The sequence below is a fragment of the Peribacillus sp. Bi96 genome (assembly GCF_918698115.1).
GTDB lineage: Bacteria > Bacillota > Bacilli > Bacillales > DSM-1321 > Peribacillus.
Genome location: NZ_CAKKLV010000001.1, coordinates 481,432 through 497,075, shown reverse-complemented (window position 1 = coordinate 497,075; position 15,644 = coordinate 481,432). Strand labels below are relative to the sequence as shown.

Annotated in this window: 17 protein-coding genes and 1 other annotated feature; all 17 genes read right to left on the bottom strand. The window is 41.3% G+C overall.

Going from position 1 to position 15,644, the window contains the following annotated elements; genetic code table 11:
- Positions 1-32: 32 nt before the first annotated feature.
- The 17 genes from LQ203_RS02395 to floA all read right to left on the bottom strand — a co-directional run bounded on the left by LQ203_RS02395 (position 33) and on the right by floA (position 15,643).
- The gene (locus tag LQ203_RS02395; RefSeq protein ID WP_230155299.1) at positions 33-512 is read right to left on the bottom strand and encodes a YaiI/YqxD family protein; all 480 of its coding nucleotides are present in this window, start codon (positions 510-512) and stop codon (positions 33-35) included.
- Positions 513-1,016: 504 nt separating this feature from the next.
- Positions 1,017-1,826, bottom strand: a complete 810-nt coding sequence (locus LQ203_RS02390; protein WP_230155386.1) for a pyruvate, water dikinase regulatory protein — start codon at positions 1,824-1,826, stop codon at positions 1,017-1,019.
- 28 nt (positions 1,827-1,854) lie between these two features.
- A complete protein-coding gene (locus tag LQ203_RS02385; RefSeq protein WP_290370508.1) occupies positions 1,855-2,493 on the bottom strand; it encodes a helix-turn-helix transcriptional regulator in 639 nt (212 codons plus the stop codon).
- 164 nt (positions 2,494-2,657) lie between these two features.
- Positions 2,658-4,724, bottom strand: coding sequence for a glycine--tRNA ligase subunit beta (gene glyS, locus LQ203_RS02380; protein ID WP_230155295.1), 2,067 nt, complete (start codon positions 4,722-4,724; stop codon positions 2,658-2,660).
- On the bottom strand, positions 4,711-5,607 hold the full coding sequence (glyQ, locus tag LQ203_RS02375; RefSeq protein ID WP_230155294.1) for a glycine--tRNA ligase subunit alpha: 897 nt from the start codon (positions 5,605-5,607) through the stop codon (positions 4,711-4,713). Before glyQ ends, glyS begins: the two co-directional genes overlap by 14 nt.
- Positions 5,608-5,707: 100 nt before the next feature.
- Positions 5,708-5,885, bottom strand: a binding site (T-box leader).
- Between the two features lie 57 nt (positions 5,886-5,942).
- On the bottom strand, positions 5,943-6,695 hold the full coding sequence (recO, locus tag LQ203_RS02370) for a DNA repair protein RecO (RefSeq protein WP_230155293.1): 753 nt from the start codon (positions 6,693-6,695) through the stop codon (positions 5,943-5,945).
- Between the two features lie 31 nt (positions 6,696-6,726).
- Entirely contained in the window at positions 6,727-6,870 is a 144-nt protein-coding gene (locus tag LQ203_RS02365; protein ID WP_230155292.1) for a YqzL family protein, read from the bottom strand.
- A gap of 99 nt (positions 6,871-6,969) precedes the next feature.
- A complete protein-coding gene (gene era, locus LQ203_RS02360; protein WP_230155291.1) occupies positions 6,970-7,899 on the bottom strand; it encodes a GTPase Era in 930 nt (309 codons plus the stop codon).
- Complete coding sequence (gene cdd, locus LQ203_RS02355; protein WP_230155384.1) at positions 7,892-8,290, bottom strand: cytidine deaminase; 399 nt, start codon at positions 8,288-8,290, stop codon at positions 7,892-7,894. The genes era and cdd overlap by 8 nt, the downstream gene beginning before the upstream one ends.
- Before the next feature lie 39 nt (positions 8,291-8,329).
- The gene (locus tag LQ203_RS02350) at positions 8,330-8,707 is read right to left on the bottom strand and encodes a diacylglycerol kinase family protein (RefSeq protein ID WP_063233011.1); all 378 of its coding nucleotides are present in this window, start codon (positions 8,705-8,707) and stop codon (positions 8,330-8,332) included.
- Positions 8,685-9,161, bottom strand: coding sequence for an rRNA maturation RNase YbeY (gene ybeY / locus LQ203_RS02345; protein WP_230155382.1), 477 nt, complete (start codon positions 9,159-9,161; stop codon positions 8,685-8,687). Before ybeY ends, LQ203_RS02350 begins: the two co-directional genes overlap by 23 nt.
- Positions 9,162-9,175: 14 nt before the next feature.
- Positions 9,176-11,332, bottom strand: coding sequence for an HD family phosphohydrolase (locus tag LQ203_RS02340; protein ID WP_230155290.1), 2,157 nt, complete (start codon positions 11,330-11,332; stop codon positions 9,176-9,178).
- 192 nt (positions 11,333-11,524) lie between these two features.
- Complete coding sequence (locus tag LQ203_RS02335) at positions 11,525-12,487, bottom strand: PhoH family protein (RefSeq protein ID WP_230155289.1); 963 nt, start codon at positions 12,485-12,487, stop codon at positions 11,525-11,527.
- Between the two features lie 3 nt (positions 12,488-12,490).
- Positions 12,491-13,678 (bottom strand): sporulation protein YqfD, encoded by a 1,188-nt coding sequence (gene yqfD, locus LQ203_RS02330; protein ID WP_230155287.1) that lies wholly within the window; start codon positions 13,676-13,678, stop codon positions 12,491-12,493.
- Between the two features lie 15 nt (positions 13,679-13,693).
- The gene (gene yqfC, locus LQ203_RS02325; protein WP_230155285.1) at positions 13,694-13,978 is read right to left on the bottom strand and encodes a sporulation protein YqfC; all 285 of its coding nucleotides are present in this window, start codon (positions 13,976-13,978) and stop codon (positions 13,694-13,696) included.
- Between the two features lie 122 nt (positions 13,979-14,100).
- The gene (locus tag LQ203_RS02320; RefSeq protein ID WP_230155283.1) at positions 14,101-14,601 is read right to left on the bottom strand and encodes a hypothetical protein; all 501 of its coding nucleotides are present in this window, start codon (positions 14,599-14,601) and stop codon (positions 14,101-14,103) included.
- Positions 14,602-14,623: 22 nt separating this feature from the next.
- Positions 14,624-15,643 (bottom strand): flotillin-like protein FloA, encoded by a 1,020-nt coding sequence (gene floA / locus LQ203_RS02315; protein ID WP_230155281.1) that lies wholly within the window; start codon positions 15,641-15,643, stop codon positions 14,624-14,626.
- Position 15,644 lies beyond the last annotated feature (1 nt).

The window sequence follows — 15,644 nt, the reverse complement described above, 5'->3', positions numbered from 1 at the left end:
ATTGGTGATAGTTTCTAATTCGATACAGATTCCTAATTCCCTGCAATGTTCGACAAAGTTTTCAAAAGTTTATTTGTAAAACATGTACGATCTTCCTTTGTGAATGCTTTCGGCCCCTTCGTATGTTTACCCTGTCTGCGGAGTTTCGCCGATTGATAACGCATATCCAAGAGCATGAAAATATTCTCGTCAGTGTATTCTTTTCCCCTTGGTGAAAGAACATAAACGCTTTTTGGAAGTAGGGTTCCAGCCAACCCAATATCTGCAGTAACGACAATATCACCCTTTTTTACTGAATTAACTATATAAAGATCAGCCGCTTCTTTGTCTGCATCGACATACACCCATTTTCCTTCAGGGTTATTCATCATATTTTTGTATGATGCAACAAAACAGACTTCGACATCGTGTATTCGTGCACAATGAAGGATCTCGTCTTTCACCGGACATGCATCGGCATCGACATGTATGGTAGGTTTATTCATACCTTTAAATTCTACATCTTTCTGCATAATCCTTTTTCTCCCCTAAATTTTATGAAGATATCATGAATTTTAAGCATTGGTTCAGAGAACTTTTCAAAAAGAGCCAACATTATTCTTCAAAGAATATATCTCATATTTAAGTGAAATTGCTGCTTTTTCTTGAATCAGATGCGGCTCATTTAAAATTATACGGAACATGTCGAATTATTTTTATGATAAAAACCTTGACATCTCATTAACCTTTAGTTTATTCCTTATTAATTAAGTCTAAACCTTAAGATTACTTTTTTCTCACAATTTTTTATTATAGTCTATTTGATTAGAAGATGCCAACATTTAAATTCCGATGGTGTTTTCATGCAAATCAATGGGTTTTCATTTGGAAATGAGGTGGAATCATATGTAATTATTTCTAATTTTGTTCGCTATTTACCAAAAGGACCTTAGCATTAAAATGTGAGCTGACACATAAAGTGTCTAGCTCACATTTTTGTTTGCCTTAATTGTAAGAATAAAATAAAAAAACATCCATCAACGATCTTTGTTTTGAAGGATATTGATGATCAAATTGGCTGTTTCTTCCACAGCTTTATTCGTTACATCAATAATAGGACAGTTCAATCTAGATATGATTGTATCAAAGTATGTCAATTCTTCCTTAATTCGCTCCACATTTGCGTAAATCGCATGATCATTAAGCCCCAGTGACTTTAACCGTTCTTTGCGAATATGGTTCAACTTTTCCGGACTGATCTTTAAACCAATGCATTTTTCAGGAGGAACAAGGAAAAGCTCTTCTGGCGGTTCCACCTCAGGCACTAAAGGTACATTGGCCACTTTATAACGTTTGTGGGCTAAATACTGTGAAAGAGGTGTTTTTGAAGTGCGCGAAACACCCACAAGGACGATATCTGCACGTAAAATCCCTCTAGGGTCCCGTCCATCATCATATTTTACAGCAAATTCAATGGCTTCAACTCGTTTGAAATAATCATCATCCAGCTTTCTTACCAGACCAGGTTCATTAAGCGGTCCTTTTGGTGCTCTTTCCTGAAGGATGTCCATGAGCGGCCCTAAAATGTCATAAGCAGACAGGTTTTCTTTTTCCACCTGTGCTTTCATATACGCTCTAATAGCTGGCTTAACAAGGGTATACGCAATGATTGCCCCATCTAATTTAGCCAGTGAAATCACTTCATCCACGTTTTGTTCATCTTCAATATACGGTATTCGCTTTATGGAAAAAGCAGACCCCGAGAACTGGCTTGCAGCCGCTTTTGTAACCAATTCCGCTGTTTCCCCTACTGAATCCGATACAACATATATAATAGAACCGTTCATATTCTCCGTCATTCCTTTTGCAAGCCCCCTAATAGCCTTCATCAGCCAAAGCTACGAATGCTTTCGTTATATTGGTTTTTGTAATTCTTCCGATCACTTCATAGCCCTTTTCTGTTTCTTTTACGACCGGTAATGAGTCGATTTGTTTATCGATCAATTTTTTGGCAACATCAATCAAAAGGTCTTCTTTTGAACACATTGTAATATTGGGCATTCTAGTCATGATGATATTGACTGGAATGGAGTTAAGCTCTTGCTTCCCGATGCTCGCACGTAACAAGTCTTTCCTTGATAAGACACCAACGAGCAAGGCATGCTTATCGACAACAAACATGGTCCCTACATCTTCTAAAAACATCATGACGATCGCATCATATACGGAAATGCCCTCGTCAACAACGACAGGAATAGATTGGTAGTCACGTACATAAAGATGGTTTAGGCTGTCCGTCAAAAGCTGAGTTCCTGACCTGCCTGTATAAAAATATCCCACACGGGGTCTTGCATCCAGAAAACCTGCCATCGTTAAAATGGCTAGATCAGGACGAAGAGTCGCCCTTGTAAGATTCAATCTATCGGCAATATGTTCTCCAGTAATCGGACCGTTCTCTTTAACAATTTGTAAAATGAGTTCCTGACGCTTATTTAATTGGATTATAATCACCACCCCACTGCTTTCGCAGAGTAAAGTAACAAAAGTTTTTCATTTAATAATTATATACTAAATATGTAATAAAGGCATGTTTGTCCTATTGATTAACGATTTTATCTGTTTAAGAAATCGGAAACCCTTATTTAGAGGGTTTCCGATTTTCAGACACCCTTCAATTATTAAAGGATGATTTTGTTCATGGCTGCAAAACCTGCAACCAAATCACTTATTTCCTTCATAAGGGATAAACGGTTATTACGGATTGCTTCATCATCTGCCATGACCATTGTATTCTCGAAATAGGACTCGATTTCCGATTGGAGTGAAATAAGCAGTTCAAACCGTTCATTCTCAATTTTAGTTTCAGTATAACGCTTTGCTATATCTTGATATTTTTCGTATAGCGCTTTTTCTTGATCATTTTCAAAAGCATTTGAATCCACTGACACTTTATTGTCACACTTTACGGCAATGTTCATGACCCGACTTAAAGCTTCCAGGCTTTCTTTAAAACCTGCTTCGTCTTTTTTCGCATCCAAGACGTGTGCACGTTCTACGATAGAGTGAATAAAACCGATCTCATTGAACAGAACTGCGTCAATCAAATCGTAACGGATCTGCTGTTCTTGTAGTAAATGCTTGACCCGGGCTTTAAAGAAAGTGAACATATCCGCTTTAACTTCCTCAAGATCGCGTTTTAAGATGTTCTTTGATTCAAGTCCCTTAAGGCCTAAAACAATAAGCTCTTCTAAAGAAATATTCCATTTCTTCTCGGCTAGAATTTGAACGACACCACTCGCCTGCCTTCTTAAAGCATATGGATCCTGGGAACCTGTCGGTATGACACCAATAGCAAAGAATGACGCCAAAGTATCCATTTTTTCAGCTAAACTAACAACCGCTCCAATGACTGAAGGCGGCACATCGTCATCCGCATGTCTTGGCATATAGTGTTCATTGATTGCCGCGGCCACTTCTTTGGCTTCTCCTTTTAGGAGTGCATACTTCTCACCCATGTAACCTTGCAATTCAGGGAATTCATAAACCATATTACTCACCAAATCAAATTTGGCAATTTCTGCTGCACGCAGCGCCATTTCTTTTTCAGCCTTTAAATTCAGAGCATCCGCAAGGTCACCGGTCATTGCAGTAACTCGGGCAGTTTTCTCGGCCAACGTACCGATTTCTTCATGATAAACGATGCTGTCAAGCTTTTTCAAAGCATCTGAAATCTCTTTTTTCTGATCTTCTTTATAGAAGAATCCTGCATCCGAGAGGCGGGCGCGCAAAACTTTTTCATTTCCTTTAGAAACCTTATCCAAATGACGATCATCCCCGTTACGCACCGTTACAAAGAAAGCAAGTAATTTGCCGTCTTGATCTTTAACCGGGAAATAACGTTGGTGTTCCTTCATCGAAGTGATCAGTACCTCTGCAGGAAGCTCAAGGAATTCTTCTTCAAAATGTCCAAATAACGCCGTTGGATACTCTACCAAATTATTGACTTCTTCAAGCAGTTCTTCATCAACTGGGATGATCCAGCCTTTTTCCTGCTCAAGCTTTTTAATTTGATCTAAAATAACTTGTCGGCGTTTATCAGGATCCGCCATGACAAATTGTTTTCTTAATGTTTCTTCGTACTGTGCCGGCTCTTCGATGATTGCGTTATCGCCCAAGAAACGATGTCCCTTCGTTTCACGGCCCGTTTCCACATCAGCGATGGTAAATGGCACTACCTCATTACCGAACAAGGCAATCAGCCATTTAATCGGCCGGACGAAGCGGAGCTCTTGATTGGCCCAACGCATATTTTTCGGGAACGTCATGCCGCTGATGATTTCAGCAAGCTGAGACAAAAGCTGAACTGTCGGCTGTCCTTTAATGAATTTATTCACATGGACATATTCAACACCCTTAAGTTCTTTAAAATAAATATCCTCTGAAGTCATCCCTTGACCCCTGACGAATCCCAATGCTGCTTTAGACCAGTTGCCTTCGCTATCCAAAGCGATTTTCTTAGCCGGTCCTTTTGCTTCTTCTTCGATATCCTTTTGCGATGCTTCCACGTCTTTCACCAATATGGCCAAACGTCTTGGTGTGGAAAAAGCTTCAACCGTTCCGAATTCAATCGCTTTTTCCGTTAGCCATTTCTGCACTTTATCTGACAACTGTTTCATGGATGCTGTCACAAAACGAGCCGGCAACTCTTCCAATCCAATTTCCAATAACAAATCACGCTTGCTCATTTGTATTCTCCCCTTTCAATTTTAGTATCGGGAAGCCTAATTTTTCCCGCTCCTCATAGAAGGTTTTAGCAACCTTACGCGCTAAGTTACGGCACCGGGCAATATATCCGGTTCTTTCCGTCACCGAGATGGCCCCTTTGGCATCCAAAAGGTTAAAAGTATGTGAGCATTTCAAAACATAATCATAGGCTGGATGTACAAGCCCTTCTTCCATTTGGCGATGTGCCTCCTTTTCATACATTGTGAAAAGTTGAAACAGCATATCAAGGTCCGATGTTTCAAAGGTATATTTTGAGTGCTCATATTCCGGCTGTCCAAAAATATCACGTACTGTGAATCCTTCTGTCCATTCGAGGTCAAATACGTTTTCCTTATCTTGAATGTAAGAAGCAAGACGTTCGATCCCGTATGTAATCTCCACGGAAACCGGCTTACACTCAAGACCGCCTACTTGTTGGAAATATGTAAATTGTGTAATTTCCATACCATCAAGCCAAACTTCCCAACCGAGACCAGCACATCCTAGAGATGGATTTTCCCAATTGTCCTCTACAAAGCGAATATCATGTTCAAGCGGATTAATCCCTAATGATCGCAGTGAATCCAGATATAATTCTTGGATATTGTCTGGTGACGGCTTCATGATCACTTGGAATTGATGATGCTGATACAGCCGATTAGGATTCTCACCATAACGGCCGTCTGCCGGACGGCGTGACGGCTCCACGTAAGCAACGCTCCAAGGCTCAGGTCCAATGGCTCTAAGGAACGTATATGGGCTCATCGTTCCAGCCCCTTTCTCGACATCATAAGCATTCATTAAGATGCAGCCCTGTTCTGACCAATGCTTTTGTAACGTTAAAATCATATTTTGAATATTCATCGTACACCTCCAGGTTATTTAAAACGGCTCTTTGAAAAATTCGGGAACGGAATTCATACACTTTTTTGCAAACAAAAAACTCCCGTCCCTATGCGAAATGCATAGGGACGAGAGTTTACCCGCGGTTCCACCCTAATTGCCGTTTATTAAAACGGCCTCTTTTCAAAGCAATATGCTCCGGAAACGCCCTTCCCTGTAAATCCATATCCCGGCTTCCACTATCCCAGGTTCGCTTTTTATGGAGAATGACAGATACTCTTTTCCATCAACGCAATCTTCTTATTTTGATGATTAGAATTTTATACAAACTAGCTTGGAATGTCAATAGGCCAGAACTAAAACATATCTTTCATCGTATCAATCTGTTTTAGGAACTTTTTTGATTTCAAATGAAGGCCAGAATATTCCTCATAGTAAGCATCAATGATTTTCCGCAGTTCTTTTTTCGTTTCAGGCTTAACGGAAATGTTTCCGAGCCTTGATAAATCCAAATAATAAAATATCCGCAGCAATTTGACGGCTGCCGGTGAAATTTTATAATGATAGGGGTCTTTTCCCAGACAGCGGTGGCAAATAAAACCCGCCTCCCGAAGCGAGAATGAGAATTCCCCTTCCGTTTCGCCACAAACAGCACATTGATCAAGCACCGGGTTAATCCCGTTGACGGGCAGCATTTTCATTTCAAAAATGAATTTCAAAACTTCTGCATCATATTCTTCGTTTATGTAATGCAAGGTTTGCGAAAGCAATTCAAACAAATATGGATTCGGTTTTTTATCATCGACGCTTTTATCAAGCAATTCAACAATGTAAGAAGCATAGGCAGTGGCAAAAAGATCCTCCCTAATAAAACGAAGCGAGTCGACCATTTCCCCCTGCTGAAGACTTCCGAGTCCGGTTGATGTTGTTACAAGAAAATACCCGGAGCAAAAAAGCTGGGTGACGGCAGCAAGCCTACTGTTAGGTTTACTGGCTCCTCTAGCCATAACACCAATTTTTCCTAGCTCTCGGGTATATATAGTAATGATTTTGTTATTTTCTCCATATGCAGTTCGCCTTATGACAATGCCTTCACATTTTTGGAGCACCAAGACACCACCCATGCTCGCCAAGACTAACCTATGAAACAGGAAAATCAAATTCTGCTAGCTCTTCATTCAATACCAAGGGTCTCTCCTGTCTTTCGACTTCTATCTCCTTAAACAGCAAATAGGTGTCCACATTACCTGTTTCACTAAATAATTCCCAGGTAAAATCCAACATATAAAGCCCACCTTTCATTTTTAACTAGCAATATGAATATCCGACCATATGATTAGCTTGACCGTTTTCCAAACTTTCATGAAGCGTAAATTTTGCTAATTAATACTCGCTCTCATTGAAACCATAATCGCGAAGCTGGCTGGCTTTGTTACGCCAATCCTTCTGTACCTTGACCCACAGTTCCAAGAATACCTTTGAGCCCAGTAAGTTCTCTATGTCCACTCTCGCACGGCTCCCGACTTCTTTAAGCATTTTCCCTTGCTTTCCGATGACGATGCCTTTTTGTGAATCACGCTCGACAACAATCGTCGCCATGACATTAATGGTATCGCTGTTGTCCATTTTTTTAATTGAATCGATGACAACGGCCACTGAATGCGGAATTTCTTCACGTGTCAGGTGAAGTACCTTTTCACGGACCAATTCGGAAATGATAAAACGTTCCGGATGGTCGGTCACTTGGTCAGCTGGATAAAACTGTGGCCCTTCTGGCAGGTGGTCCTTTATCTGGGCAAGCAGTGTATCGACATTATTTCCTTCAAGCGCAGAAATCGGAACGACTGCCGCAAAAGGGTATAGTTGTTGGTATTTTTCAATGATCGGAAGCAATTCATCCGGGTGCATCGCATCGATTTTGTTTACTACAAGGAAAACAGGCGTTTTTACGGTTTGAAGTTTTTCAATGATAAACTCGTCACCACGTCCGTATCCTTCGGTCGCATTGATCATGAAGAGAATCAAATCGACTTCTTTCAATGTATTCGTCGCCACTTTCATCATAAAGTCGCCAAGTTTATGCTTTGGTTTATGGATGCCTGGTGTATCAATGAAAATCATTTGTGAATCGTTTTGTGTTAGGACACCCTGAACCTTATTTCTAGTAGTTTGCGGTTTATCACTCATGATGGCAATTTTTTGACCGATAACCCGGTTCAGAAACGTGCTTTTTCCGACATTAGGTCGGCCAATAATCGAAATGAAACCTGATTTGTAACCTTTTACTTGTGTTTCGTCAAATAATTTATCCATTTAAATCCTCCGGTGAAAAAGCTCCTGGAAGCAATTCCTGTACTGTTAGTTCTTTTATATCCCCATTTAAGTTGGTCAAAACAACCGGCATATCCTGTTCGCACAGTTCTGAAATAACCTGCCTGCACGCCCCGCATGGAGAGACGGGACCATCGGTATCTGCCACGACTGCAAGTTTGGTGAATGTTTTATCGTTATGGGCATAAGCGCTGAATAAAGCGGTCCTTTCGGCGCAATTACACATGCTGTATGCAGCATTTTCTATATTACAACCATGATAGACCTTGCCATCCGCGGTTAAAAGGGCTGCACCCACTTTAAATTTGGAATAAGGCACATAAGCTTTTTCCCTTGCTTTTTTAGCTTCCTCAATCAATTCATTCGTATTCAATTCACATCGTCCTTTCAAATTGAGTACCATTTTCGCCACCTACAGGCCAAACTTAGGCAAAAAGATAATCAAACCAACTATTATAGAAAATATAGCATATATGAATACAGCTCCGGCTGCAATATCTTTTGCCTGCTTGGCGAGTGGATGGATTTGATCCGTTACTAGGTCTACTACCCTTTCAATCGCTGAATTAACTAGCTCTAGCGTAATAGTCCCGGCAATGGCTGCCAAAATGAAGAGCCATTCCATCCCATTCAATGAAAAGTACCAGCCAAAGAATACGACGATTGCCGTTAACGCGAAATGAATCTTAATATTGCGCTCCGTTCGTACTGCCTCCAAAATCCCCTGACAGGCAAAAGAGAAACTTTTTAATAAAGGATACCGTTTTTTATCCTTCTCTTGAAAGTCCATATTCTTCCAAGATCTCCTTTTGTTTAGTGAACATCTCTTTTTCCTCTTCTTCATTCATGTGATCGAAGCCTAATAAATGCAGAAAACCATGCAGCGCTAAAAATCCAAGTTCACGGTCAAAAGAATGACCATATTCTTCAGCCTGCTCTTTCGTGCGCTCAATGGAAATGATGATATCGCCTAACATGCGAGGCATTTCCGCGCCGACAATTTCCACTTCATCTTCACCCATTTCTTCAAGTGCAAAAGAAATGACATCTGTAGCTGAATCTTTATGACGATATTCTTTATTGATTTCCCGAATTCTCTCATTGTTTACAAATGTGACAGACAACTCGGTATCTAATTCAATGTTTTCTTTTTTTGCTGCAAATTGCAGAATGCTTTCAACAAGCTGCTGAGCTTCTTCCGTTACTTCGTTCGTTTCATCCAATAAATCGATTTCTAAAATCATTCTTTCACCTTCTGTCATAATTTATCCGGCTCCGGATATTCAATCCTGGAGTGGAAGATACCGTTCAGCGATTCACATAAGGAATGCTTCACGATACTCAATTCTCTCATAGTAATGTCACATTCATCAAATTGACCATCTTGAATCCTGTCCTGAATAATGAAACTTACCAATTCTTCAATCTTATCCGGAGTTGGGTGCTGCATAGATCTCACTGCAGCTTCCACACTATCGGCTATGCCTATGACGGCTACTTCCTTCATTATCGCCCTCGGCCCAGGATAGCGGTAAGCTGCCTCCAGTGTGGCTTCATCCTCTTTTTTTGCCTTATGGTAGAAAAATTTCAATAATGTGGTCCCATGATGCTGCTCTGCAATATCCACAATCTCTTTCGGGAATTTATGACTGCGCAACATCTCCCCGCCATCGACGGCATGGGCAATGATGATATCCTTGCTCGTTTCCGGGAGCAGTCGATCATGAGGATTCTCCGCATTCATCTGGTTTTCGATGAAAAAATGCGGCCGCTTCGTTTTACCGATATCATGATAATAACTGCCGACCCTTGCCAGCAATCCATTTGAACCGATGGCTTCACAAGCAGATTCCGCCAAATTGGCGACCATTACACTATGATGGTAAGTCCCAGGAGCCTCAATCAAGATTTTCCGCAGTAATGGATGATTAGGATTTGCAAGTTCAATTAGCTTCATGGATGATAAGATCCCAAAACCTGCCTCGAAAAACGGTAACAAGCCCATTGTCAAAACCGCTGAACCCACTCCAGAGCCAATGGCAGCAAGAGCATAATACAAATACTCCATTCTAGTATAATGGCCGTCCATAATAAAGATGAGTGAATAGACAAAGGCCATATTTATTAAAGACAATAGCAACCCTGCAACAAGTACCTTTGATTTGAAATTAGGCCTCGATAAGATGATGATTGCCGACAATCCACCGAAAATGATAAAAAGCCCCATCGAGAAATCCAAATTGCCAGGTGTATCACCATTAAATATAATCGTACCATACGAACCTAACAAGATGATCATGGCTACCGCCAACTTATCATTCAATAATATCTTGATGAGCATCGCCGCCATCGCACCCGGGAAGACGTATTCCAAATTCGAGTTTTTCAGGTCTGCAAGAATGCTGACCGTTTTCATCGTAGCCATGGAAAGGATAAAGACAAGACTGAAGATCAATAGTTGATTATACTTGTTATCCTTATTGGAAATGGAATAGTAGAAAAAGTAATAAAATGCGGTAAATGTTAGAAAGATGAATAGCAGCAAGCCAATATATGGGTAAATCGTAGACTCCGTATTTAAAAACCCTGCAAGTTCAAGCTGCCGGTATACATCCCTATCCACTAACTGATTTTCTTCAACAATGATCTGTCCTTGGAGGATCCTGATGGGCTCCACGCTTTCGATGGCTTTCCTGCGCTGTTCCTCGGTTTTATCCTTATCGAAAAACACATTCTGGATGATTGCCGTACGGGCAAGGGAATTAGAGGCTTTTTTCATATCGCTGCTTATGCTCATATAGCCCAATTCCTCTACTACCTTTTTCTTGGCATTTTCGACGTCACTAGCTGCGATCCTGGAGCTCATCACATTATTCACGGCAGTAATGGTTGAATCCTTCGCTATTTCCAACTCATCTTCATCCGCCTGCACTAAAGCAAGGAAGACGGATTCCTCAATATTTTTATTGACTTCATCTGTCAATTTTTCTTTTAAAATGGAAACCTTTTGAGCATCCGTCTTTATGGTCTCCTTTTTATTTTCCTTACCCTCATCTTTTTTATGATCTTTATCGGGGTCCGTTTCTTTATTCACCTCGATCGCTGAATCGAAAATGGATGAGATCAGATCGACTTTATTTTTCGCATATTCTTTTTTTAAAGTATATACATCCGCCACTTGTTTTGAAATCTCTTCTTTTTCTTGTTCCGTCTTATAGGTATCCTCCACCGTCTTGGTTGAGCGAATGGTTTGTTCCGCAGGCTTGAAAAGCTCTACCTGGACCCTTTCTGGTTTAACGTTTGAAAACATTAATGCATAAGCAAACAAACCAAGTATGATAAACAAAAGCACTTGAAAAAAGCGATGGACCAATAGCCCTTTTATTTTAGTGAAAAATTTCTGGATTCGATTCAAGGAAGGTCCTCCTAAAAAAATGATGTTTATTATTCTAGATATGTAAAATCATAACAGTTTTTATGTAAATTTTCACCTTCGTATTGATAAATGTAAAGCTTCTTTCGTTCCATTACCACTTTTCCCTAAAAAAGGTATGTCATTTTAGACACATCGCGAAAAATCCGCCGATTGAAAATGGCGGATTTTTTCTTATTCCTTCGCTTGCTCGTAAGCAGTAATGATTTTGGCAACAAGCGGATGTCTTACTACATCACTTTGTTCAAAATAAACAAAGGCAAGTCCTTTAACATTCTTCAAGATCTCTTCTACCCGTACCAAACCTGACTTTATGCCTTTCGGAAGGTCAATCTGGGTCCGATCTCCCGTAATGACCATTTTCGAACCGAAACCAAGCCGGGTCAAGAACATTTTCATTTGGGCTTCCGTCGTATTTTGGGCCTCGTCCAAAATGACAAAGGCATCTTCAAGCGTACGGCCCCTCATATAAGCCAGAGGAGCTATTTCGATCGTTCCACGTTCTATCATCCTTAGGGTCTGTTCCATCCCAAGAAGGTCATGGAGAGCGTCATACAGCGGCCTTAGATACGGATCTACCTTTTCCTTCAGATCACCCGGCAGAAAACCTAGGCTTTCGCCCGCTTCTACAGCAGGGCGTGTCAGGATGATTCGTTTAACATGTCCATTTTTCAATGCATTGATCGCCATCACTACAGCCAGATAGGTCTTCCCGGTTCCAGCAGGTCCAATCCCAAATACCAGGTCTTGTTTCTTTATAGCTTGGATATAGTATCTCTGCCCGATTGTTTTGACCTTAATGGATTTTCCCTTAGCAGTTTTTGCGATTTCCTCATCATACAATTCACCGAAATACTCCAAGGTACCTTTTCTAGCCAATTCAATCGCATAAAGCACATCTCTCGAGCTGATTGCAATTCCTTTTCTAATCACTGTCAATAGAGCCTTCAGGATTTCCTGCCCCATCGTTGCCCGCTCGATATCCCCGGCAACACTCACCGCTTCACCTCGGGTAATGACGGAAATTCCAAGTTCCTCTTCAAGCACCTTTACATTTGAATCCCCATTGCCCAATAAAGCGATAGCTTCATTAGGTGATTCTATTTCCAGCTTAATTACCTTCACATCATCTGTCATTCGTTAGTCTCCTTGAATGATTGGCTGTCCAATCGCTATATCTTCAATAACTTGGTAATGTATAGATAATTTAACTTTACCATTCTCCATGCTTTCGTGCAAAATTTTTTCTCCGGCGATTTCATCTTCCTCGTCCAGATGCTTTTCCAATTCCGCTTTAGCCATTTTTCTTCCTTCCTTCACCGCTTCTTCCTTCGTGTAACTTCGAACAATATCTTCCTTGCTCCTTAAGGTCACCTGCTTATAGGAAATGGGCAATTCCCATTGAAGAAAATGAAACGGCCTCACTGTCGTTTCTTCTTCCTGTTTTTCATATCCCGGATCCTTGAATCCCCATACAGGCAAGGAAAAGTCCCCCATTTTCAAATAGTGCCTGCTCGTTTCATTTCCGTTAAAAACAGAAAACTTGGTTTTTAACGGAACTTCCACTTTCGCCTTATACCACGTTTTCCCTTTTATTACTCCCTGTGCGGATACAATTTCCTGTTTATCCTCTTTTCCAATCAAACCTGAAACAAGAAGCTGTCCTTTTCCTACATAATCATTTACATTTACTATAGATTGTCCTTTTTCAACGAACATTTCTGTGATGATCGCTTTTTTGGAAGCTACCAAATTCTGTGGAGATGTTTTCTCGACTTCTTTCGGCTGCCTTTTTTCAACGACGCGGAAATGGTACGTCGTTCCCTTGAGCTCGACCCCTACCCATGTCAATGCACCAATCCGGTCCGAAAGCTTACGCTGGATTGTATCCACATCATCAACAAAGAATTGCACTTTACCGATCTTCACACCCATCTTGTCCAATTCTTTTCGGATGGCATGCTCGGTTGCGGGCTTTGCATCTTGCACCTCGATCCCCCAAACCATATTGGAAAGGACAAAAATGCAAAGCAGGAAGGCAATGAGACCCACTAAAAACCCGCTATTTTTCATCACTCTCTTCATTAGGAAAGGGACACCCTTTCCCTGCATGAATTTCACTTTACAATCGCTCTTACGCATGACCTGACGGAGTTTCGGGATATCCCTGACCTCCATATGAAAAATTAGGGCTTCGCTGCCGACGCGCTTCACATCCCAGACATGAAGCCCTCTTCTCGTCAGCATATTAATCAGCCGTTCTGCACCTTTACCATAAGCCTTCACTTTAACATAGCCTGTATAATAGTTTGTCCATTGGTTTTTCATGGAGACCTCCCGGGATCATTCATTGATAAAATAAACCTTGTCAATTTTGCCTTCGAGCATGATTTCTTCAGGCAAGATGGTCTTTATGACAAAGGCGTTTCCCTTTATCAGCAACTGACCAGTTTTCAGCATCAATCGTACTTCGCTGTCAGTAAAAGCCAATAAGCCACGATGGTTTTCAATATAAATATGTAATTGTCCAATCATTGTAATTCGCGGCAGGTCCATCATGACATCTTGCGGAAGGTCCATTGTTTTAGTCATAAGCTGTTTCATTTTTTTTCCCCAATTCCGTGCCATAAAAAAGAACCCCCTTTCATCTCAATGTATGAAATGAAAGAGGGTTCTAGCACAAAATTATATTTGAACGGAAGTCTATTTTTTTAAGCGTAAAATAGGAGTTGAGAAAGCCCGCTGGCGAATTATCTTCTAGACCTCTGAAGACTTCGCTTCGCCCGTGGCGGTCCCAACACTTCAGACATGATGATGCCATCAATCAGCTGCTTTTTGCCAAAAGAAGGCCCCTTCCGATAAACCGGACTGCTATTATCAGATATCGCTGATGTGATTTTATCTGCCTTCGCTTTTTGATATAAACGCTCTTGGTCGTACTTCTGCTGAAGCCGTCTAAGCTCCGCAATCCTTTTGTTCGCTTCGTTCTTCGTTTCATCCATTACTTCAACAGCCTGCGTTGCCTGCGGTTCAGGTTTCCTGACAGGAGCAGGTGCAGGCCTTTGCTGCTGATTCCCTTGCCCCATTTCACCTTGAAGCTCCCGCATGACCTCCTGCCATTTCTTTTTCGGAGGTGTGTTAGGATCATTTTGCTGTTGCTGCTTTTTTTTACCTAATATGGACGATAAAATACCGATCAAGACAATGATAAGGAATGGGTTTTTGAGAAAGAAATCAATAAAATCTCCCATTTAGAGACCTCCCTTCCCCAATCTAATTATTATGGTTATTATTGTTGTTATCTTTTGGATTATCGGATATTTTACTGATGGAATCACGCATATCCGTATCAGCCGTTATATTTTGGATATTCATATAATCCATCACTCCAAGGTTTCCGCTTTTCAGCGCATCGGCCATCGCCAATGGAACTTCCGCTTCGGATTGGACAACCTTTGCTCTCATTTCCTGGACACGGGCAACCATTTCCTGTTCAAGGGCAACAGCCATGGCACGGCGTTCTTCAGCCTTTGCCTGGGCAATTTTCTTATCAGCCTCGGCTTGGTCCGTCTGTAGGATGGCCCCGATGTTTTTCCCGATATCCACTTCGGCGATATCAATGGAAAGAATTTCGAATGCCGTTCCTGAATCCAATCCTTTTGATAAAACCGTTCTTGAAATCAAATCAGGGTTTTCCAGGACATCCGTGTGCATTTTCGAAGCACCGATTGTTGATACGATCCCTTCCCCTACACGGGCAATGATTGTCTCTTCACCAGCACCACCGACTAGACGTTCAATATTGGCACGGACCGTAATCCTGGCCTTCGCTTTCACTTCGATCCCATTCATCGCCACACCAGAGATGAACGGAGTTTCAATCACTTTTGGGTTAACGCTCATTTGAACGGCTTGCAGAACATCACGACCGGCAAGGTCAATAGCCGCACCCCGTTCGAAAGGTAACACGATATTGGCACGTTCTGCCGCAATTAATGCATTCACGACGCGATCGACATTACCACCTGCAAGGTAATGACTCTCCAATTGATTCGTTGAAACATTGATGCCAGCCTTATGGGCCTTAATAAGAGGATTGACAACCCTGCTTGGTATAACTCGGCGAAGCCTCATCCCCACTAATGTAAATATACTGATTTTGACTCCTGCCGCTAAGGCGGAAATCCATAACATTACTGGTACGAATGTGAAAAACACTGCCAATACGATGATAGCAGCAATCACTGCCAGTACAATAAAGATCGTTCCTGAAGTTATCACTAAATGATTCATC

Coding starts and splice junctions, on each gene's coding strand:
- LQ203_RS02335 (WP_230155289.1), bottom strand. CDS start 12,487: ATGACAGATGATGTGAAGGTAATTAAGCTGGAAATAGAATCACCTAAT.
- ybeY (WP_230155382.1), bottom strand. CDS start 9,161: ATGATTTTAGAAATCGATTTATTGGATGAAACGAACGAAGTAACGGAA.
- LQ203_RS02395 (WP_230155299.1), bottom strand. CDS start 512: ATGCAGAAAGATGTAGAATTTAAAGGTATGAATAAACCTACCATACAT.
- LQ203_RS02365 (WP_230155292.1), bottom strand. CDS start 6,870: ATGTTGGATTTTACCTGGGAATTATTTAGTGAAACAGGTAATGTGGAC.
- yqfD (WP_230155287.1), bottom strand. CDS start 13,678: ATGAAAAACCAATGGACAAACTATTATACAGGCTATGTTAAAGTGAAG.
- glyQ (WP_230155294.1), bottom strand. CDS start 5,607: ATGAATATTCAAAATATGATTTTAACGTTACAAAAGCATTGGTCAGAA.
- LQ203_RS02390 (WP_230155386.1), bottom strand. CDS start 1,826: ATGAACGGTTCTATTATATATGTTGTATCGGATTCAGTAGGGGAAACA.
- LQ203_RS02320 (WP_230155283.1), bottom strand. CDS start 14,601: ATGGGAGATTTTATTGATTTCTTTCTCAAAAACCCATTCCTTATCATT.
- LQ203_RS02350 (WP_063233011.1), bottom strand. CDS start 8,707: ATGGACTTTCAAGAGAAGGATAAAAAACGGTATCCTTTATTAAAAAGT.
- glyS (WP_230155295.1), bottom strand. CDS start 4,724: ATGAGCAAGCGTGATTTGTTATTGGAAATTGGATTGGAAGAGTTGCCG.
- era (WP_230155291.1), bottom strand. CDS start 7,899: ATGGATAAATTATTTGACGAAACACAAGTAAAAGGTTACAAATCAGGT.
- yqfC (WP_230155285.1), bottom strand. CDS start 13,978: ATGGCACGGAATTGGGGAAAAAAAATGAAACAGCTTATGACTAAAACA.
- floA (WP_230155281.1), bottom strand. CDS start 15,643: ATGAATCATTTAGTGATAACTTCAGGAACGATCTTTATTGTACTGGCA.